We start from the raw sequence: 21,088 nt of genomic DNA, 5'->3' as shown, positions 1-21,088 counted from the left end.
ATATGTTCGCTTCGTTGTGTTCAGTCGAACTAGCGGGAGCTTGAAAAATGTCCTGCAAGCGGGCCAGTGCTGCTTGCAAATCTTCTTCGATTTCCATCGCCAGTAAGGTGAGCGTTATCTTTTTCCTAGCCATCTCCTTACTCTTTCGAGTCTAATGTATCTACTGCGGTTCAGTTGACAGAATCAACTGAACCGCACTTATTCTGTCCTTTTTTTCGCCTGATACCCGCCCGATCTTGGTACCATGGCGAACTTCCACGAGAACCTTCAACTGGTCGAGGACTGGGCACACCGCACCGATCAGCTCCTGCACGACAGCCTCCGCAGGCGCAACATCGGCGTAAGCGAAGCCCTCTACGCTTCCCTGTTCATGCAGGTCACCGCCCGCGCGGGCGGTATGATCGGCGTCGACCTTTCCTTCCTCCTGCGCGGCCGCTTCGTGGACATAGGCGCCGGCCGGGCCCGCAAACTCCACTCGCAGAATCACTACCGTCAGGCGTACGGCAAAACGGGCCGTCGTCCCAAGAAGTGGTACAGCCGCCCCTTCTACGGCCGGCTGCACGCGCTTAACAACGTCCTGATGGCCGAGATCACCGAAGAAGCCCTCGATTCGATCACCACCGACCTGAGAAGCGCATGAGCCTTAAACGCGACGAGGTGCAGGTCACCGTCCTGGTTGACGGCAAGCAGGCCATCAACCAATTGGGCAGGCTGGAGATGGAAGCCCGCGACATCAAAGAGGAAATGAAGGGGCTGAAGCGGACCAGCGACGAATACATCCAGGCCTCCGCCCGGTTGGAACAGGTCAAGGCCCGCATGAAAAGCGTCCGGGAGGAACTCGGCGTCACCGGCATGACCATGAACCAGCTGCGCAGCTACCAGCGACAGCTCATGGCTGACATGAACTCCGGCACCACCCGCGGTACGGCTAAGTACGAGGAGCTGAAAGCCAAGCTGATCGAAGTCAACGGCGCGATCCGCACCCAGCGGGACGAAACCCGGGGGCTGGGCAGCGTCTGGGGATCACTCAAGCAAAGCTTTTCTTCGTTCGGGGCCGGGGCCCTCGTTTTTACCGCGGTGCAGCAGGGCCTGCAATTGCTCTCCTCTACGATCGGCAGCGTCCTGCCCAAGAACGCCGAGCTCTCCGATGCCTTTGCTGATGTCAAGAAAAACACCGGCCTGACCAAACAGGAGGTGCACGACTTAAACGAGGAGCTGGCTAGCCTCAACACCCGTACCAGCCAGAGGGAGCTCCTCAAGCTCGCCTCGGATGCCGGGAAACTGGGCATCGAAGGCAAACAAGATGTGCTGGAATTTGTGAAAGCCGCTGACAAAATCAACGTGGCGCTGGGCGAAGATCTGGGGGAAGATGCCATCAAGAGCATCGGCAAACTCAACGATCTGTTCGGCATCAAAGACATCTACGGCTACGGGGAAGGCATGCAAAAAACGGGGAGCGCCATCAACGAACTGGGCTCCAGTTCCACGGCGTCAGAAGCCTACCTGGTAGACTTCACCAAACGCCTGGGTGGGGTGGGCAAACAGGCCGGCGTTTCCCTACAGGATATCCTGGGCATGGGGGCCGCCCTCGATTCGTTGGGTCAAACCTCGGAAACCAGCTCTACCGCCATCGGCACCTTTCTGGTGGACATGTTCTCCGATACGGCTACCTACGCCGGGATCGCCGGCATAGAGGTAGGCGCGTTCACGACCCTGTTGAACGAAGATGCCAACCAGGCCTTTATCGCGGTGCTTCAAGGCTTACAGGGCAACAACGAAGGCTTTGCCACGATGGTCGAGAAATTGCAGGCCGCCGGCATCGAAGGAGCCCGGGCCACACAGGTCATCTCCACCCTGTCCGGGAACATCCAGGTCCTCACCGACCAGCAGAGGATCGCTAACCAGGCGTTTGCTGACGGCACCTCCCTGACCAATGAGTTCAATACCAAGAACCAGACGCTGGCAGCGAGTATAGAGAAGATCGGCAAATTCATCACCAACTACTTTGTCAATAGCCAATTTGTAGCGGTTCTGGAGCGGTTCGCGGGGAGTCTGGCCGGCCTGATTCCTCCCACGGAAACCGCACAGGAGTCCCTGGAAGGCTTGCGCAGCGAGTTCAACCGGGAGATCGAGACGCTGAAGCGGGGCAACTTTACCCAGGAAGAACGCGCTCGCCTGATCCAAGAGATCAACAGCAAATATGGCCAGTACCTGCCCCATCTGCTCAGCGAGCAGTCCAGCTTGGAAGACATCGAGAAAGCGCAGCGCGCTGTCAACGAGGCCATCCTGGGGAAAATCATCCTGATGGACTTTGAGGAGGAAATCACCGAGCTCTACAAAAGACAGAAAGAATCGGCCGAAAGCCTCTACCAGACCGAGAAAGCCCGCCAACAGCTGAAGCTGGACAACCAGACCGGCATGGGGGGCATGTCCAATGGTCAGCTGCAGCAGATGCAGCAGATGTTCGCCAACCTGGATGCGGTCAACGAAGCCGTCGTGGCTGGTACCGGTGAGGCCGCCGCGGAGATCGAAGAAAAGTACGAAGCGATGGCCGCCCGCCTGGGGCTGAACTTCCAGAAGCTACGGGAAGCGGCCGCCAATGCGATGAGCGGGAAAACCGGCGGAAAAAGCACCGGGGGCCTGGAAGAGCAGCTGGGCCTGATCGAGCAGATCCAGGCCCGGATTGAAGCCTTGCAAGCCAAGCGGGACAAGAGCCTGTCGGTGGAGGAGATCCGCAGCCTGACGGCTCAGATTGAAGCCGAGCAGCAAAAGTTAGAGGAGCTCGTCGGCAGCGCCCGCACGGCCGCGAAAAACGTGCTGGACTTGAAGCGCCTGGAAGTGGAAGCCATCGAGGACGCCACGCAGCGCCGGATCCAGCAGCTGATCCTGGCCTCTGATAAGGAGATCGAAGAGGTAGAGAAAACCACGGCCAGTCAGGAAGAGAAGGCCCGGGCGATCGAACTCATCCAGCGCAAACTCTTCCGGGACGTAGCCGAGATCCAGGAGGAAGCTTTCAAGGAAGAACTGGAACGGCTGAAAAAACACGAAGCCGAAAAACAGGACCTGATCAACCGTGCCGCTCGGGCTCGGGCGGAACTGGGCGTCATTGCCGCCGGTGACAACGCAAAGGCACAACTGGAGGCAAAGATTGCCCAGCTGGACGTCGAGAAAGACATCGAGTTGCAAAACACCGAGCTGATCGAAGAGGAGCGGCAACTGATCAGGGCGCGTTACGCCGCCGAAGCGGATGCCCTCCGGGAAGAATACGCCAACCAAGACCTGGACCGCTGGAAGCGCACGGCCGATGAGACAGGCCGTGCCCTGATCCAGGCCTCCACCTTCCTCCACGAGCTGAAATCGGCGCAGCGCCAGGCCGAACTGGACCAGGAACAGCAGGACGCCGAGGCGCGCATGACCGCGCTGGAGGCAGAGTTCGAACGGGGCACGCTCCGCAAACGCGAGTTTGAGAAGGAAAAGGCGAAGCTGGAAAAAGAGACGGCCCTGCGTCAGGCCGAGCTCAAGCTGCAGCAGGCCAAAGCCGACAAGGAAAAAGCCTTGTTCGATGCCGGCATTGCCACCGCGTTAGCGGTGCTCAAGGCGGCTCCCAACCCCATCCTGATGGCCGCGATGGCGGCCGTCGGGGCCATTCAGGTCGCGACCATTGCCGCCAAGCCCCTCCCGGCCTTTGCGGAAGGCGGAAAAACCGGCCCGATTCCCCTGACGCAGGATCGGAATGGGGCCTATTCGTATAAGCCCCACTCCATCGCCGACGGAGGGACGGTCAGCCAGCCTTACCTGGCCTGGGTCGGCGAACGAGGGGCCGAGTACATCGTGCCCAACTGGATGCTGCACGATCCGTGGGTGGCCAACGTGGTGGGCATCATGGAGAGCATGCGCACGCAGCGCTACGGCCCGGCCGCCCGGATCAAGGCAACCGGCTTGCCGGCCTTTGCCGAAGGAGGAGGGACAGGTCCCCTTCCAGCCGGTACCAGCGGGGTGGAAGCAAGCGAGCAGAAACGATTAGAAGCCCTCTTCCAGGCCATGCTCCAGGAACAGCGCCTGACCCGTCAGGAGATCGCCACCATGAAAACCCGACTTCGCGCCTACATCGTCTGGCAGGACCTGGAAGAAACCCAAGACACGATCGATACGATCTATAACGACGCCGCCGCATGATCATCCCCGAACTTTCCCGCAATCCCATCACCCAGGAAGTGACCGTCAGCCCATTGGCCTACGTGCGCTTTGAACTCTACCTGGAAACCTCCTACGGCCTGGGGGATTACCAGCTTCTCATCACGGCCAACCTGCCCACCGATCACAACGGCTACGTCCAATGGCGATTCCAGGACTACCTCAATGATGCCCTGGAAGCCGACGCGACGGCGCCCGATCCGGATCAGGACACGCTGGCCTATCCCGTCACCCAACTACGGCGTTTCTACGTAAGGTGGGTGCAGACCCAGGCCTACCAGGAACCCACCGGCAACTGGACGCAGGAAGCCGAACGGGTCGTTATCTTAGGCGGCGTACCGGACGAGTACTGGCCCCACCTGGACCGGGCCGAATTGTTCCGCAACTGGCTCACCTGGCAGCCCGATCGGCGAGGCCTAGCGTACGCCGATCGCCTGTGGCTCGACTTCTGTTCGACCCGCGCCGGCGTCTCCTCGATCACCTGGCACGTGGCGCTCTACGCTTATCCGAATGATGTGCTGCCCGCCGACCAGCTCGAGAGCACGCTCAACGTCCAGGCCGGACCCTATGCCGAAGGCCCGCAGCTCGTGCGCTTCTTGCTCGATTTTCGCACGATCGCACCCGTCTACCGCATGGTACGCTTCTGGCTCACCGATCACAACGGCCTTGAGCTGGCGCCCGTGCGCGAGTACTACCTGGATCCGACCACGCTGGAGCGCCCGAAGGAAGGGCGCCATCTCCTTTCGTTCCGCAATTCGCTCGGTGGGTGGGATACGCTCCTGACCAAAGGGCGCTACCAGCACCAGCTCAAAACCAGCCGCAACGTAGCCGAGCTGCACAACGAAAACGGCAGCAGCGCGAGTTACCCCTTGCTCAACGTCTGGCGCCGACCGACCGGCCAGCTCCTTCGTGAAGTAGGCACCGGATGGCTGACCCGTCCGGAGCTGGAGCATTTGCAGGAATTCGAGCTGACGCGGGAAATCATCGAGTGGCAGGAGAACGGCCAGGACCTGATTCCGATCCCCGTCATTTCGCAAAGCCAGGAATTGCTCTACGACCAGAACCACCCCGGCCTGGTGGCCGCGGTGTTCAAATACCTGGTGGCCCGGACCCAACATTCATTCCTGCCTAAAGCCGCCCGGCGTGGCAACACACGACCATGATCCAGATTTTCCTTCTGCACGACGACGGTAGACGTAGCCCCCTTGACCTGAACGAAGGCACCCGGATCCAGCTCGAAATTTTCAACCCGATTTTCGACGACGAGCTGACCCGGACCACGTTCAGCTTTCCCTTCACAATTCCCCTCACCCCGCGCAACCGGAAGCTTCTCGGGTTTGCCGATGTGCTCTACGCACACGACACGCGCCAGACGCCCGGCCAGTGGAACGTCGACCTGTATGATGCCGGCGTGCCGCAGTTCCGCGGCGTGCTGAAACGACGGAAGGTGCGGCCGGGAACACTGGAGTGTAATTTCCAGGCCGGCGAAAACAGCCTGGCCGACCAGCTGAAAAACCTACGCCTACGCGACCTCACGTTTGAGGAAGGCGACCTGATTTTTAGCGAAGAGCCCGACAGCCGCTACAATCAGGACGAAATCAAAGCAGCCATGAAAACCATGACACAAAGCTTCTGGCCCCAGTCCCGTGTTGCGTTTCCCACGCTCTACAACTACAACTTCTGCGATCATCCCCATTACCAGGGCTACATCAACTACTACACGGCCGACGGGCAATTCCAGAACTCATCGTCGACCGTCATCCAGCGCGATCGGCAGACGCCGATGCCCTACACCCGCGAAGTGATCGCCGCGATCGGCCGGACCATGAACTGGGAATTCACCGGATCCGGCCTGGTGCAATCCCGCGTGCTCCTCAGTATTCTCTATTCGAACTACGATTGGGGATTCTATAACAACACGACCGAAGGAAGCTATAACGCCACCGAAGGCCGCGGCGCCATGATCCGCTACCTGAAAAACCGGGTTGGCCTCGGTCCGCTTCTACCCGACCTCTCCGCCGCGGATTTTCTCAACGCGCTGCGGCGCTACTTCTTCCTGGCCATCTTTTGGGATTCGCTCAACCGGAAAGCGGAAATTCTCGACCTGGAAGCGCTCATCGAAAACAAGAACTACGAAGACTGGACCGAGCGGGCCAGCCCCCAGTTCGAAGCCGAAGAACCCGAGTACCGCGAAGGCTTTACGCTCCAGGTCCAGCAGGATTCCAGCGACGCGCTGGCCCGTGACCTCGACTTCACCGGCATGAACGACAAGGGCGTGACGCAAAACATCCACACAGAAGCACGACCCGAAGCCGAACTCGACTACATCTTCTGCCAGCCGGAAATGAAATACTACCGCGGCGCCTGGATTGAAGCCGATACCGATTACGCCTGGGAGTACTTCGGTCCGGCCAGCCAGGACGTCGTCCACGGCAACGGCAAAACGAGCTGGCCGCTGATGGCCGACACCCTACCGATGGAAAAACGGGCGGATTGGCAGAACCCCGCCCGGAGCTTGCTCATCCCGCACGCCGACCAGCCCGGACGCAGCGACATCCGCCCGGAACGCAACGAAGCCAGCCTTCGCTTTTTGCTCTATTGGGGCATGCAGCCCGATAGCGAAGGCAACCTCTACCCGCTGGCCAGCGGAGGCCACTGGACCTACAACGGGATCAACGCGCAGAACCTCTACCTGGCCCTGTACCAGGGCATCGAGCAAGGCCCCTACGCCCAGCGCGGGTCGACCTACCTGGCCTGCCTGGAGCAAGCCCGTCGCGTCACCTACCGCGTACGCCTCAACCACAACGAACTGGCGCAGCTGGACATGAAGAAGAAAAAGCGGATCAACCACGTCAATTACCTGATCAACAAGGTATCCGTCACCTTACCCCTCACCGAAGAAGCCACCATCGAATTTCGAACCGTGCCGTGAGGCAAGGCGGGCCCGGTATCTTGAGGCCGCCCGGATGCGTAAACAGAAGCTATGGACAGAAACTTTTTTCAGAACATCATCGATCTGTTCGAGGAGGTCTACAACAGCCAGGACCCGCGCCTGTTTGAGGCCATGAACTCGGAAGACGACGTCCGCGGCCCGAAAGTGTACCTGACGGCGCCTCACTTCATGCTCGAGCTGTTCTGGCAGGCGCTCGCGTTTGTCGGACGCCACCATCACATTCCGCCCGGCCAGATCCCGACGTGGCGTGGCTTGCAGGTCTCCCCCAATCCTGACTTGAAAATTTCCATCTTTCACCGCGATTACCCGCTTTACAAAGAAGACTGGATGATCTGTGAAGTGTCGCTGGTGACGCTCCAGCGCAGAGGCGAAGACGAATGCCTGAAAGAAACACGCTCCGAAGAGTATTACCAGCAGTACCTGGGAAGCTTGCGGCAATACTTCGACATCGATCCTAAAAAGTGGCGGGAGAATTAGCCACTGCTCCGTCAGGCCTACTTTGCCCTTAGAAATTATCCCACTTCGCCATCTGCTGTTCTTTCAGCTGGTCGACCACTTTCGCATAAATCTGGGTAGTCTTCAGATCAGCGTGGCCCAGCACGTTGCTTACGACCTCAATGGGGATCCCCAATACCAGCGAGTTGATGGCAAACGTATGCCGGGCACAGTGAAACGTTATGTTCTTCCGGATGCCGGCGATCTGCATAATTTCAGCCAGGTCTGTACTGATCCGGTGCTTTTTCTGCTTCAGAGGACGGGCGAATAGCGTATCCACCAGGCTCAGCGCGCGGCTGTTAAGCGGAATACGAATGGGACGCTTCCCTTTGGCAATCCGCGGCAGTTCCAGATAGCCGGCTCGGATCATGTCCGGCTCCACCTTCCGCACATCGACTGCCCGTAATCCGGTGTAACAGCAAAAAAGAAAATAGCACAGGGTGGTCTGAAGACGTTCCGAAAGCTGTTCACTCTCATATAGCGCATGCACCTGCCGCAGCTCTTCGAGTGTCAGGTGCTGCTTTTCGACCTGCTCCGTCCCAAACTTGAAGTCATCAAAAGGGTTTTCCTGCGTCAGGCCTTTCTTGCGTGCCAGGTTCAGAAAGCGCCGGATCGTACGGAAGTCATGCGCAACGCCGTTCACATTGCGGCCGCGGTTGCGCAAATAATACCGGTAGCGTTCCAGAAAGTCATAGGTGAGTTCGCCAAATGTCAGGTCAGGTCGGTACTTCTCCAGATTCGACAGGCAGTAAGCATAATCCTCCACCGTGCTGTCCGACAGAACACCCCGCATCAAGTTCAGTTCTTCCTGGCAAAACGCCAGAAAACTATCCGGATGGGTCTGCTGATACAGCTGGATTACCCGCTCGATGGTCACCGGCTGACGACGCTTTTGCAGATCCAGCACCAGCTCGTCGATGCGCGCGATTTCCGCCGTCAGGAACGCATTTAGTTTCTGGGAGTTGTTACTCCCCCGCTTACAGGTCCCGGATTTGTTGTCGAAATATTTGGGTTCGATGTATTTGCGGGTATTCACCAATCGCTCTGGATGAGGCGGCTGACGGAAGATGAGGTAAATGGGGGCCAAACCGTCGCTCCGCACCTTGCTTTTCTTGCAATACGCTTTCGCCGTAACGGACATACAAATAGGTCTGAATTGGGTCTGAAAGTTTGGTGTTTTGGGTGCTATTTTGGCAATATAAGCGAGAAAAAGGAAATGAAAAAAGGCGCCAGAAACGTGTTCTAACGCCTTTTTGACGTGGGCCCTGCTGGTCTCGAACCAGCGACCACCTGATTATGAGTCAGGTGCTCTAACCAACTGAGCTAAGGGCCCTGAAGCGCTGGGTACACAAACGTACCTTTGCGTTTCGTGGGGCAAATCTACATATTTGCCCGCGCTTTCCCAATGTACCTATGACAGACTTCAGCACCGTCCGTAACCTAATTTTTGACCTCGGCGGGGTCATCATCAACATCGATCCGCAGCTCACCTACCAGGCTATGGCGAAACTAGCCGGTCGCGAAGCCGATCAATTACTGGCCCAATTGCGCGAGCATCGCCTCGTGGAGCGGCTGGAAAGCGGGCAAATTTCGAACGAGGAGTTTCTGGCGGAGGCCCGTCAAACCCTCGCCCTGCAAGGCAGCGACGAAGACCTGCGCCAAGCCTGGAACGAGCTGCTGCTGGACCTGCCGGCCGAGCGCATCGACCGGTTGCGTGAACTGGGCCAGCACTACCGCGTCTTTCTGCTGAGCAACACCAATGCATTTCACATCCCGACGGTGGAGCGTATCCTGCACGAGGCTACCCACGTACAGACCCTCGATGAACTTTTCGAAAAAGCGTACTACTCGTATCAGGTAGGCTATATTAAACCCGACGCAGCCATTTTTCAGTTCGTGCTGGAAGACAGCCAATTAAATGCGGAGGAAACCGTTTTCATCGACGACAGTTTTGCTAACGTGCAGGCCGCCGAACAACTGGGCATACGAACCATCCACGTGCAGCCGCCTCAAACCATGCTTGATTACCTGAAAGATGCCTGAACAGCCGCGGCAACGCTATCTTCTTCATCTGATTCTTTTTGTGATCACCTTCGCGACCACGACGCTCGCGGGGGTTGAATGGATTACCGGACACTATTGGCTCCTCGGTCCGTTCCCAGGGTGGGACGAGCTTCAGCAAGGATTGCAGTACGCCGTCCCGTTTCTGTTGATTCTGACCTGCCATGAATTCGGCCACTACTTCACCGCCCGCTATTACCGCATTGCGGTGTCGCTTCCGTACTACATTCCGATGTTTGGACTGCCGTTGATGATCGGCACGATGGGGGCGTTTATTCGCATTCGCGAGAAAATCCAGTCGCGCCAGCAATACTTTGACGTGGGCATTGCAGGGCCGCTGGCCGGTTTTGTGGTGGCGGTGGGGTTGGCCTGGTGGGGATTTGCCCACCTCCCCCCGAAAAGCTACGTCTACAACATTCATCCGGAATACGAAGCCTACGGCAACAACTTCGAACAGCACGTGTACAGCTACGCGTTTATGCGCCATACCGACTCGTTGCACTTCGATGAGGCACGGACGCAATTTCTGGCCAGGGGCGATTCGAGCTGGGCAGACAGCACATTCCGGGCGCAACCGGAGTATACCAACTTTGCATTGGGCTCCAATCTGCTTTTTACATTACTGGAACATACCGTGGCCGATCCGGCGCGGTTGCCGAATCGCTTCGAGATGTTCCACTATCCCTACCTGTTTGCGGCGTATCTGGCGTTTCTGTTTACCGCCATCAACCTGATTCCGATCGGACAACTGGACGGCGGACACATTTTGTATGGCCTGGTGGGTGAGGAAAAGCACCGGCGCATCGCACCGGTTTTGTTTACGTTGTTTGTGTTGTATGCCGGCATGGGGGCGGTGAGCTACCTGCGCACTACGACCGACGAAAGTTATTTTCTCTGGCATCTGCTGTACGGGGGCTTTCTGTACTTGGTCTTCGGCCGAATCAGTCCCAACCGTCTGAACGGACTGACTCTTGCGCTGAGCGTATTTGCTGCGCAGTATATGATCATCCTGCTGTTTCCGACGCACGAATGGGATGCGTTCTGGCTGTTGTTTATCTTTTTGTTAGGGCGCTTTTTAGGGGTCTACCACCCCCCTGCAACGGAAGAAGCGCCACTCAACCCAGGACGAAAAGTACTGGGCTGGGCAGCGCTTGGCATTTTTGTGCTTTGTTTTACGCCCGCTCCGTTCGAATTTATCACGGTCAGCGCTTTTGATAAAGTAGATTCACAGGGGCCGGAGCCACTCTTCAGCCGCTTCGACGGTCGCGAACGAACGAATTTCACAGACCTCCTCGGAGACGAAGGGGTGGGTGGTCTGCAGCCGTTCCAGCCGCTCAGCCGGATACACGTACGCGATGCGGTTGAGGCCGGCTTTCAGGGCCCGGGGGAGCCAGTGCCAAGCCAACCAACTGGTGATGCTACCCCAGTTGCCGATCATGTATTCGGCATTCATCAGCAAACCGCCGACGTGTCGCTCCTGGAGCAATTTTAGGGCTTCTTCGTAACCAACGCGCAGTTGATTCGAGGTGAGATAGCCACGCCACGTCACGCTAATCCAGTCGTGGTCGTGGTCGTGCTCGATGGTCAGGTACTGACGATCGATGAGTTTCTCGATAGTTACCATACTCATCTTACTTTGGTGTGTCGAAAGGAAAGAACTTCCCTTCAGAAATGGATTAATAAGTGGGTGCTGTAGGCTACAGCGTAATAAATGATTGATTTTCATCTGACCTGCGCGTTCTAAAAAGTGTGGTGAGCGCGCGGGCTTTCCTGAATAACGTAAATTTTTATCAGAAAAATGTAATCCTATCATCATTTAATAATCTTTTCATATTTTATTGACCTCCCCGTAAAACCACCCCCTTCTCTGCACGGGAAGTCCTATTTTTGCCCCCCATGCGTATTCTTCAGCTTACGAATCGCCTGCCCTGGCCTTTGAACGACGGGGGGAACATCGCCACGTACTTGTTGACGCATCATTTGCACAAGCGGGGACACCACCTGACGCTCGCGTCGCTGAATACGCGCAAGCATCACACGGACCCGGCACCGCTCCGCTCCGTAACCGACGAGGTGCTGGTGACCGAAGTGGATACCTCTTTTACTGCTCTGGGACTGTTAAAAGGCGCTTTTCAGATGGCACCTTACAACGTTTCCCGCTTTCACCGTGAAGAATTCGCCCACTTGCTGCGCACGCATCTGCAGACCCATACGGTCGATCTCATCCAATTGGAAGGCATCTATCTGGCATCGTACCTGCCGCTACTGCGCCGCTACAGCCAGGCCCCGGTGGTCCTGCGGGCGCATAACGTAGAACATCAGATCTGGGCACGCGTCGCGGCGGCAGAACGCAACCTTGCCAAGCGCTGGTACCTGCAACAACTGGTACCCAAAATTCAACGGTTCGAACTGACCTACATTCCGCGGTTCGATGGCATTGTCGCCATTACCGAGGCCGATGCGGAGTTTTTCCGGCGCTATCATGCCGGGAAGCCGCTGGCCACCATTCCAGCCGGGCCCGATCCGGCCTGGTTTGAGCGCTCTTCGGCAGCCGAGGTCCTCCCTCAATCAGTCGGGTTCCTGGGAAGTTTAGAATGGGTACCCAATGCTCAGGGCGTCGCCTGGCTACTGGCCGACATCTGGCCCCGGGTACAAGCCGCGCTCCCACACGCCACGCTGCACATTGCCGGCAAAAATCCGCCCCCCTCGTTGCAACCGGGCGCCCCTGTGCCAACCGGGGTTCACTTGCACGGGCCGGTGCCCGACGCCGCCGCCTTTCTGGAGCGTTGCCAGATCCTGGTGGTGCCTTTGCTTTCGGGCAGCGGCATGCGCCTGAAGGTGGTTGAGGCGCTAGCGCTCGGCAAATGCATCGTCACCACGTCGATCGGCACCGAAGGCATCCCCCTCCAGTCGGGGCAACAGGGGTGGATCGCCGACATGCCCGAAGCCTTCGCCGAGACCCTTATCAACTTATTACAACATCCGCAGCAAATTTGCGCCACCGGTCAGGCGGCGCGCGCCTGGGCTCAGGAACAGTACCATTGGGACCAACTGGTCCGGCAGTTTGAAACGTTTTACGCTTCTGTGTCATGAAAATTCTGGTGGCCGCTTCCCGGTTTCCGTGGCCTCTTGAAAAAGGGGACAAGCTGCGGCTGTACCACCAATTGCATTACCTCAGCCAGCATCACGAGGTCTACCTGATCTGCCTGGCCGAAGCACTCCCCACAGCGGCGCAGCTTCGTTCCATTCAAGCGTTGGTGAAACGGCTGGAAGTCATTCCATTACCCTTACCCCAGCGGCTGGCGCACCTGGCCAGCGGACTTCTGAACTCGCTTCCCTTTCAGGTCAATTACTTCCGGTCGCCCCTGATGCGGAAGCGCGTTCGTGCGCTGGTGAAAGCCTATCAGATCGATGTCGTCTACACCCAGTTGATTCGCCTGGGCGAAAACATCCCGACCGAGCTCGAAACGCCTCGCTACCTCGATTACATGGATGCCCTCTCGGAGGGAATGAGGAAGCGCGGCGAACGTTCGCCCTGGTGGCAACGCCCCCTGATCGCGGTAGAAACCCGAAGGTTGCGCCGCTACGAATTGACCCTGATGGAACATTTCCAGCGGTATTCTATGATTACCGATGCCGACGCCGCCATTTTCCCTCGGTCGCTTCGCGCGTCTGTCGATGTCATTGCCAACGGCATCTCACCGGATTTTTTGCAGGACGACATCCCCCCCGCCCATCCGCAACCACTGGATCTGATCTTTACGGGAAACATGGGCTATCACCCGAACGTACTGGCGGCTTGTTACCTGGTCGATCAACTGGTGCCCCTTCTGAAAGAACAAGGGCAGTCGGTTACCGTCGGGCTGGTTGGCGTCCGGCCCGCGGCCGAAGTACGGCGGTTGGAAAGCCCGGAGGTGCTGATCACCGGCTTTGTGCCCGATCTCCGGCCTTACTTAAAGGCGGCACGCATCATGGTCGCCCCCTTGTTCACCGGTTCGGGTCTGCAAAATAAGTTGCTGGAAGCCATGGCCCTGGGAGTGCCGGTCGTGACGACGCCGCTGGCGAATCGTGCTCTGGGTGCACAACCAGGTGAGGAAATTCTGGAAGGCGCTACCGCCGCCGAGCTGACCCGCCACATTGTATTTCTCCTGACTCACCCGGACGAAGCCCGCCGCTTGGGCGCACAGGGTCAGGCCTTTGTGCGCGAACGCTACGACTGGCAAAAAGCAAATCGGCGGCTGGAACGTAGCCTTATACAGTTGGCAGAACAAAAACTGACCCGTTCGGTGTTGTGATGATTAAAGTCAGAGGGCTAACGCACCGAGGCATTGGATTCGCCAAGGCAGAGGCTTCTGACTTCATCTTGCAGTTGAAAAAGTATAGCTACCTTTCCGTATGAATTCTCCACTTACTTCCGATCAGTCGTCGCGCAAACTTGACAGCATTGAAGCGGCGATTGATGATATACGCCAAGGGAAAGTCGTAATCGTTGTGGACGACGAAGATCGTGAGAACGAAGGCGATTTTATCTGCGCGGCCGAGTGTACCACTCCCGAAATTGTCAATTTCATGGCCCGCGAGGGCCGCGGACTTATCTGCGTTCCCCTGTTGGAGGACCGCTGCGACGAACTAGGGCTGGAAATGATGGTGGGCCGCAACACCGCCGCGTACGAAACGGCATTTACGGTTTCGGTCGATCTGAAAGGCCACGGGTGCACCACGGGTATTTCGGCCCACGACCGAGCCAAAACCATTCAGGCCTTGGTCGATCCGGCCACCGATCCTGACGAATTGGGTCGCCCCGGCCACATCTTTCCGCTGCGCGCCAAACGTGGAGGCGTTCTACGGCGGGCGGGCCATACCGAAGCCGCCATCGATCTGGCACGGCTGGCTGGCTTACGTCCAGCGGGCGTTCTGGTCGAAATTCTGAAAGAGGACGGCGAAATGGCGCGTCTCCCCGACCTGTTCGAAGTTGCCGACCGGTTGCAACTGAAAATCATTTCAATCAAAGATCTGATCGAGTATCGCCTTCGCACCGAAACGCTGATCACACGCGAAATCAACGTGCAGATGCCCACCGACCACGGTGATTTCGAGCTGGTGGCCTACCGGCAGGTCAATACCGGAGAGACGCATCTGGCGCTGGTCAAAGGCACTTGGCAGGAAAACGAGCCGGTGTTGGTGCGGGTACACTCATCGTGCCTGACGGGCGACGTATTCGGTTCGTGCCGCTGCGACTGTGGCCCCCAATTGCACGCCGCGATGGAGATGGTCGACCGGATCGGCCAGGGAGTAGTGCTGTACATGAACCAGGAAGGGCGGGGCATTGGCCTGCTCAACAAGCTCAAAGCGTATAAATTACAGGAACAAGGCCGCGACACCGTGCAGGCCAATCTGGAATTGGGCTTTAAGATGGATCAGCGCGACTACGGCGTCGGCGCACAGATTCTGCGCGATTTGGGCATCTCCAAGATCAAGCTGATGACCAACAACCCGAAAAAACGTGTCGGTCTGATGGGATACGGCCTGGAAATCGTAGAAAATGTGCCGATTGAGATTGTGCCTAACCAACACAACGAAAAGTATTTACTCACCAAACGGGACAAAATGGGGCACGAAATTTTGCGCAACTTTGAAGCAAAAGTTAACGGACGTTAACGTACGCTCCCTGATTTGATTCCGTTGCTTATTCATGAAACAACTTACTTTTTGGGTACTTGTGTTGTTTCCGCTGCTCGGGCAGGCTCAAACGCCGCTGAGTGAACGGTGGCTGCGTGGCGTGGTGGTGCTGAACAACGGCGACACTACCCGTGGCAAACTCAATTACAACACAGAAACCGAAACCTTGCGGCTGGACGCCAACAGTTCGCTGAAAACCTATAGCACCCAACAGGTCAATCTGTTCAGTCTGTACGATGAGGAAAGCGGTCAGACCCGCCTGTTCCGCTCCTTGCCTTTCAGGTACCAGAGCGATTACGAGCGCCCTACGTTTTTTGAAGTGCTGGAAGACGGGCAGCCGTTGCAGTTGCTGGGACGCGAGCGCATGAGCGTACAGTCGGTGCCGGTGTACGACCCGTTTATGAACCGGACGTACTATACCAACCGGATGCAACTGACCAACGACTTTTTCTTCCGAGAAAACGAAGGACGCATCCGGCAATACCTGGGTCGGAAACGCGAAGTGTATCTGCTGTTGAGCGACCGGAAAAAAGAAGTCAAAGCATTTGTGAAACGCAATAATCTCCGCTTTGATCGCGAACGCGATTTGGTGGAGATCGTAAAATATTATAACCAGCTTAAGAACGGATGAGCAAAAAGTCACCTGAACGACCTTTGATTCTAGTTTCGAACGACGACGGCATCACGTCTCCGGGCATTCGTACGTTGGTCGAATTGATGAACGAACTGGGCGAAGTAGTGGTCGTGGCACCCGATAGCCCTCAATCGGGGATGGGGCACGCCATCACCGTGGGAAACACCCTCCGGCTCGACGCTTCGACCATCTTCAGAGATCTGGGGATTCAGGCCTTTGAATGCTCGGGCACGCCGGCCGATTGCGTGAAACTGGCCAAACACCACGTCCTGAAAGACCGAACGCCCGATCTGGTCGTCAGTGGCATCAACCACGGCAGCAACTCTTCCATCAGTGTGTTGTATTCAGGTACGATGTCGGCAGCCATCGAAGGCGCCATTGAAGGAATGCCGGCCATTGGTTTCTCGTTGTGTGACTACGGACACGATGCCGATTTTTCACACGTCAGAAAATACGTTACGCAGATTGCCCAGCAGGTGCTTCAAACCGGCATTCCTTCGGGCGTGGCGCTGAATGTTAATTTCCCCAAGAAGACCGACCATGCCCTAAAAGGCATCAAGATTTGCCGCCAGGCACGCGCCAAGTGGCAGGAGGTATTTGAAGAACGCTACGATCCGAATGGCCGCCGGTACTTTTGGCTGGCGGGTAACTTTGTCAATGAGGACAAAGGAGAAGACAACGACGAATGGGCGCTGGCGAACCATTACGTTTCGGTGGTGCCCTGCCTGTTCGACCTCACGGCCTATCATGCTATGGGCACACTCAACCAGGAGTGGGAAATTGCGGTAGGCGACGAAACACCGGACACCAGCAAACAGGCGTCTCACCGCTAAGTTACGGGCGTGCCAACGCCTTTTTCTCCGCGAGCACGTCTTCGTAAATCCGGATTAGCTGCTGGTAGTTTCGTTCAGGCGTGTAATGGCGCTCGTAACTCTCGCGGGCACCGGCCTGCATTTTTTTCAACAACGTTTTTTCCTGCAACAGCCGATCGACATGGGCACGCAGCTGCTGCCAATCGTGAGGCTCGAAATGCAGCCCGTTGTATTCGTTGACCACAATATCGGCGGGGCCACCAATGCGCGACGCAATGGCGGGCGTCCCGGTCGAAAACGCCTCCAAAATGGTCATGCCCATGGTTTCGTACCACAGTGAGGGAAACAGCAGCGCGGTACATTGCTTCATGGCCTCAATGACCTGAGACTTCTCCTGAAAGCCGAGGTACTCCAACTGAGGATTTTCCGCGGCAACTGCTTCGACTTTGCTGCGCAGCGGGCCATCGCCAATGATTTTTAACGGAAAAGGAGCGGCACGAAAGGCTTGCAACAGGTTGTCGATTCCTTTCTCTTCGCTCAGCCGCCCCACAAATAAAAAGTAAGGTTCCCGCTCTTCGTAACCTAAGCCCAGATCTTCGGTAAAATTCGGTTTCACCGCAATCTGCTCAGGCGAGAGATGCAAGGAAGAGTCGAGAAACTTCTGTTTGCCAAACTCCGTCAACGCAATGAAGCGGCTTACTTTTTTCCGAAAAGTCCCCAGCAGCTTATGCATTCCGGTGATGATGCCCAGGTTGGCCGTCTGCATACGCGAATCGCGGTAAACGCCTTTGCGAATCCCGTCGATCGGGAAGATGCAGTGGACGTTGGCCTCGTAGATCTGCCCGTCGTGGTATAAAAACGCACTCGGACACAACAGCCGGTAATTGTGCAGTGTCAGCACTACGGGTACCCCCTGCCGGTCGGCTTCGTAAAATACCGACGGCGAAGCGAGAGGAAAAAAATTGTGGATGTGGATGAGGTCCGGACGAAACGCCTGGATCTTCTGCCGTAACAGCGTAGCGCTGACCGGATTATACAGCCCACGCAAGCCGGTCAGCAACTTGTCTTTCGTGGATTGGATTGCGTCATTATCGAAAAGAAGTGCTTCTACGGCATGTCCCCGCTCCTCAAGCAACGCTTTTTCTGCCCTGAAAACCGTATCCTCCCCGCCCGCAATCTGGTAAAAGTTATGAATGAAGAGTACTCGCATATGCGTCGGTTTCGCTAGGTAATGTCGCCACAAATTTGATGTTCCGCTCGTAGAAAGGCCGGGGTCCGAATGGACTGAAACCTAGTACGTTAGGGCGTCGTGAAGAACTGGTACAATTCCTCACACTCTTCCAGCCAGGCGCGGTACTTGGGGTTGGCCTTCAGTTCGGCCAGAAGCTGCTCTTTCTTCTGCTTTTTGCCTTTCCCCGGTCGTGAGTTAATCAGGTTAAATTCGTTGGCAGAGACCTCTTTTTCTTTCGTAATCCGATCCAACTGATCAATTTCCTGAAAAATGGCTTCGCTATCGATCTCTCCCACTTCAATCGAGAAATTCTTCACGCGTTGTTGCAGCATCTTCAGGTGCGAGGCCGGGTCGTTGATCAACTCGTTAAACTCCCAGATGATGAGCCGATCTTTGTAGATGCGCAGTCCTTTATGAAAATAAATGTACCACTTGATGGCGTTTTCGATGGAAACGGCACGTTCCCGCAGCAACAGCGACGTAATGGCATCTTGCGGTTTGCGGATCAGCAGCACCGCCGGAATGTCGTAATGGATCGCCCGTTTTAGCTGGGCTGCCAGATGGAGATGGTGCCCGATTTCCAGCGGGCGGTCGGCATACTTTTCTACCAGGAGCACGGTGTAGGTATTGGCACTGCGCGGATATCCCTCAATGCAAATGTCCTTCCGGTGGTTGATCATGAGTTTGTCACGATCCTCGCGGGTACTCCAGACAAAGTAGTTGCCCAATCGGTAGCGTAACGTATGCAGGAAATTAGCGCGCTTCTGGTAGCCTACGACCGAATCGGCAGCTTTATAAAGTTTTCGGATAGTTGTCATAACTAAGAGATTAGGCGCATGATGCCTTTCACAAACTGGATTTTCTTCTCCACTTTAAAATACAGGTGGATGTTTTCGGGAGTGGGCTCTACGTAAAAAGGCGAGTGTTTGTTGATGATGGTAATGCCTTCGGCATAACGCGTATTGCGTACTTCCTTCGATTCCAGCGACTTATTCGAATCGTGCCAGCGGAAAGCGGCGAAGAAGTCGTTTACATACTTCATCCGATACCCTGCTTTCATAATGTGGGCAAAAAAGTCTTTGTCCATCGAAAGGTCGATGGTTTTGTCGATCAGGATGCCCTGCTCTACAATCTCCTTCCGGAAGAAGAACGTAGTAGAAGGAATGTAACAGCTGAAGAACATGAACCAACGCAACGGCCGGTGCGAAATGAAATTGCGGATAAAATTCCGGTCTTTATCAATGAAGCGCACGTTGCTGTAAACCGCCGCGATAGACGGATTGCTCATCTGCTGGCTTACCTTTCGGAACGTACCGGGCAGGTAAAAATCGTCGGCATTCAACCAACCAATTACGTCGCCGGTCGCTTGCAGAAAGCCTTTGTTCAGGGCATCGCTCTGGCCTTCGTCGGGCTCAGAAACCCATTTTAAATGAGGGTATTTTTTTAGTATGTCTACTGTTTCGTCGGTTGATCCGCCGTCGATGATGATGTGCTCAAAATTCTGGTAGCCTTGCTCGGCCACACTTTTGATCGCCTCTTCAATAAATTTACCCTGATTGTACGAGGGTGTGACGATTGATATTTTTAGCTTCTCCAACTTTTGTATTACTTATATGATTGAATAAAACGGCTAAAAAACTCAGGTGGCACCACAAAAGAATGGAGGTGCCGTAGTGTTTCACTTCAGCGTTGGTCGCACTAATCAACGTTTGTGCACCTAGCACGATCGTCATGAACAGGACGATGTAGTTGAGATCGCCGGCCCGACGCGCGGTGAGTACTCCGCGAATGATGTAACTCAGGAGCATGAACAAGAGCATGCAGCTAAAGACGATTCCGTTCGTCATCGCCATTGCGATGTAATCGTTGTGGGCAAGCGAATTGTCTACGTACGGATCGCGGCTCTGCCAATCCAGACTCGAAATATCGATCAGTTCCAGACCGAAGGGCCGGCCAAAGAAAAGGCGGCTATGGTCTTCGAATAGCTTGTTTAAGAAGATGGTCCACATGCCCAGCCGGAAGTCGACCGTAGATCCCCCACCCTCGGCATACTCCTCCTGCTGTTCCACTACTTCCTGCAGTACGCCCAGGTTAATTGCCACCAGGCCGGCTGCAATCAATCCGAAAATCAAGATGATCTTTTTCTTCAGATCGGATTTTGAGTTCAGAAAAGTCAACAGAACCAGCAGTACACCCGAAATCAGCAGCACCGAGCGCACCCCCGACAACACAATGATGATCAGGTAAAAGCCAATCAGCAACAGGCGATTGACGTTAAAAATGCAGTATTTCTCTCCGTAGAAGAAATCGAGCATGCAGATGATCATGCCGAGCATGATGAACTGCGCCTCCGCATGCCCGGGATTGAACCGCCCTGAGCCGCCGGTCAGGCCTATGGTTCGGAACACCACCATGCAGATGATGGCAAACGACAGCAGGAACGAACACAGCGAAATGATTTTGATGAGTTTCACAAAGTCCTGCTTGTGGCGAAATACCCGGGGCACAATTAACAGAAAGATGCTCCCGAAATAGACCCGCGCTTCGCCAATGGCATGGCCTCCCTCTCCGCTCAACAACCCACGGCTAAAGTTGAAGGTCCACAGCAACAACATTAGAATGTAGATCGTGATCAGAAAGAAGTCGCTAATCTGTTTCTTCTTGACGATGTCGTAGAAGTTCAACGCCGTCAGGTAAATGAAAAAGGCATCGAAAAACAGGACTCGCGACCCTGACTTGAGTAAAGCAAACTCGGACAACCAGTTCCCGTAGTTGCTGAGCATGCCCAGGATAAAGATGAACGTGAGCTCCCGCAGGTCATCGTAGTATTTGAACACCAACAGGGCATAAGGCACCAGGAACAGGAAATCGAGGCTATGGTCGTATTCATGCGTCACGCGATATGCATTTTGCGCCAACATGGTCAAGGCAAAAAATACATAGTAGCCGTTCAGCTTGAACTCTTCCGTCTCTGTCTGCACAGACGGATAGGTCGCATGGGAAATAGCACTGGCAACGCCCATTGTCTC

General features: G+C 55.9%; 17 protein-coding genes and 1 tRNA gene. 12 read left to right on the top strand and 6 right to left on the bottom strand.

Features of this window, described 5'->3' with window-relative positions:
* Nucleotides 1-244: 244 nt before the first annotated feature.
* The 5 genes from BLR44_RS05890 to BLR44_RS05870 are packed head-to-tail and all read left to right on the top strand — an operon-like array spanning nt 245 to nt 7,624.
* Entirely contained in the window at nt 245-640 is a 396-nt protein-coding gene (locus tag BLR44_RS05890; RefSeq protein ID WP_089680214.1) for a hypothetical protein, read from the top strand.
* A complete protein-coding gene (locus BLR44_RS05885) occupies nt 637-4,176 on the top strand; it encodes a phage tail tape measure protein (protein WP_089680212.1) in 3,540 nt (1,179 codons plus the stop codon). The genes BLR44_RS05890 and BLR44_RS05885 overlap by 4 nt, the downstream gene beginning before the upstream one ends.
* Nucleotides 4,173-5,357 (top strand): hypothetical protein, encoded by a 1,185-nt coding sequence (locus BLR44_RS05880; protein WP_089680208.1) that lies wholly within the window; start codon nt 4,173-4,175, stop codon nt 5,355-5,357. Before BLR44_RS05885 ends, BLR44_RS05880 begins: the two co-directional genes overlap by 4 nt.
* A complete protein-coding gene (locus BLR44_RS05875; RefSeq protein ID WP_089680206.1) occupies nt 5,354-7,126 on the top strand; it encodes a hypothetical protein in 1,773 nt (590 codons plus the stop codon). Before BLR44_RS05880 ends, BLR44_RS05875 begins: the two co-directional genes overlap by 4 nt.
* 51 nt (nt 7,127-7,177) lie before the next feature.
* Nucleotides 7,178-7,624 (top strand): hypothetical protein, encoded by a 447-nt coding sequence (locus tag BLR44_RS05870; protein WP_089680204.1) that lies wholly within the window; start codon nt 7,178-7,180, stop codon nt 7,622-7,624.
* A 28-nt stretch (nt 7,625-7,652) separates the two neighbouring features.
* Here BLR44_RS05870 and BLR44_RS05865 read toward each other — a convergent pair whose 3' ends face one another.
* Both BLR44_RS05865 and BLR44_RS05860 read right to left on the bottom strand, forming a co-directional pair.
* Nucleotides 7,653-8,783 (bottom strand): site-specific integrase, encoded by a 1,131-nt coding sequence (locus BLR44_RS05865; RefSeq protein ID WP_089680202.1) that lies wholly within the window; start codon nt 8,781-8,783, stop codon nt 7,653-7,655.
* Between the two features lie 118 nt (nt 8,784-8,901).
* A tRNA-Ile gene (locus tag BLR44_RS05860) sits at nt 8,902-8,975 on the bottom strand.
* An 80-nt stretch (nt 8,976-9,055) separates the two neighbouring features.
* On the opposite strand from BLR44_RS05860, the gene BLR44_RS05855 reads away from it, so the two are divergent.
* The 7 genes from BLR44_RS05855 (at nt 9,056) to surE (ending at nt 16,849) form a co-directional block, all read left to right on the top strand.
* The gene (locus BLR44_RS05855) at nt 9,056-9,685 is read left to right on the top strand and encodes an HAD family hydrolase (protein ID WP_089680200.1); all 630 of its coding nucleotides are present in this window, start codon (nt 9,056-9,058) and stop codon (nt 9,683-9,685) included.
* Entirely contained in the window at nt 9,678-11,195 is a 1,518-nt protein-coding gene (locus tag BLR44_RS05850) for a site-2 protease family protein (protein ID WP_089680198.1), read from the top strand. The genes BLR44_RS05855 and BLR44_RS05850 overlap by 8 nt, the downstream gene beginning before the upstream one ends.
* A gap of 404 nt (nt 11,196-11,599) precedes the next feature.
* On the top strand, nt 11,600-12,796 hold the full coding sequence (locus BLR44_RS05845) for a glycosyltransferase family 4 protein (protein WP_143017141.1): 1,197 nt from the start codon (nt 11,600-11,602) through the stop codon (nt 12,794-12,796).
* Nucleotides 12,793-13,998, top strand: a complete 1,206-nt coding sequence (locus tag BLR44_RS05840; protein ID WP_089680194.1) for a glycosyltransferase — start codon at nt 12,793-12,795, stop codon at nt 13,996-13,998. Before BLR44_RS05845 ends, BLR44_RS05840 begins: the two co-directional genes overlap by 4 nt.
* Nucleotides 13,999-14,098: 100 nt before the next feature.
* Nucleotides 14,099-15,361: a bifunctional 3,4-dihydroxy-2-butanone-4-phosphate synthase/GTP cyclohydrolase II gene (locus BLR44_RS05835; RefSeq protein WP_089680192.1), complete on the top strand. Its 1,263-nt coding sequence runs from the start codon at nt 14,099-14,101 to the stop codon at nt 15,359-15,361.
* 34 nt (nt 15,362-15,395) lie between these two features.
* On the top strand, nt 15,396-16,013 hold the full coding sequence (locus BLR44_RS05830) for a hypothetical protein (RefSeq protein ID WP_143017140.1): 618 nt from the start codon (nt 15,396-15,398) through the stop codon (nt 16,011-16,013).
* Entirely contained in the window at nt 16,010-16,849 is an 840-nt protein-coding gene (gene surE, locus BLR44_RS05825) for a 5'/3'-nucleotidase SurE (protein ID WP_089680187.1), read from the top strand. The genes BLR44_RS05830 and surE overlap by 4 nt, the downstream gene beginning before the upstream one ends.
* Before the next feature lies 1 nt (nt 16,850).
* Here the strand turns inward: surE and BLR44_RS05820 are convergent, their stop codons facing one another.
* The 4 genes from BLR44_RS05820 to BLR44_RS05805 form a co-directional block, all read right to left on the bottom strand.
* The gene (locus BLR44_RS05820) at nt 16,851-18,038 is read right to left on the bottom strand and encodes a glycosyltransferase family 4 protein (protein ID WP_089680185.1); all 1,188 of its coding nucleotides are present in this window, start codon (nt 18,036-18,038) and stop codon (nt 16,851-16,853) included.
* 89 nt (nt 18,039-18,127) lie between these two features.
* Nucleotides 18,128-18,877, bottom strand: a complete 750-nt coding sequence (locus tag BLR44_RS05815; RefSeq protein WP_089680183.1) for a hypothetical protein — start codon at nt 18,875-18,877, stop codon at nt 18,128-18,130.
* A 2-nt stretch (nt 18,878-18,879) separates the two neighbouring features.
* A complete protein-coding gene (locus BLR44_RS05810) occupies nt 18,880-19,581 on the bottom strand; it encodes a glycosyltransferase family 2 protein (RefSeq protein WP_245705982.1) in 702 nt (233 codons plus the stop codon).
* Nucleotides 19,582-19,606: 25 nt separating this feature from the next.
* A complete protein-coding gene (locus tag BLR44_RS05805) occupies nt 19,607-21,040 on the bottom strand; it encodes an O-antigen ligase family protein (RefSeq protein WP_143017139.1) in 1,434 nt (477 codons plus the stop codon).
* Nucleotides 21,041-21,088: the final 48 nt, after the last annotated feature.

This window comes from Catalinimonas alkaloidigena (assembly GCF_900100765.1).
In the GTDB taxonomy this organism is placed as follows: domain Bacteria; phylum Bacteroidota; class Bacteroidia; order Cytophagales; family Flexibacteraceae; genus Mooreia; species Mooreia alkaloidigena.
Note: the sequence above shows the minus strand (reverse complement) of the source record. Positions and strands in the feature narration are given on the sequence as shown.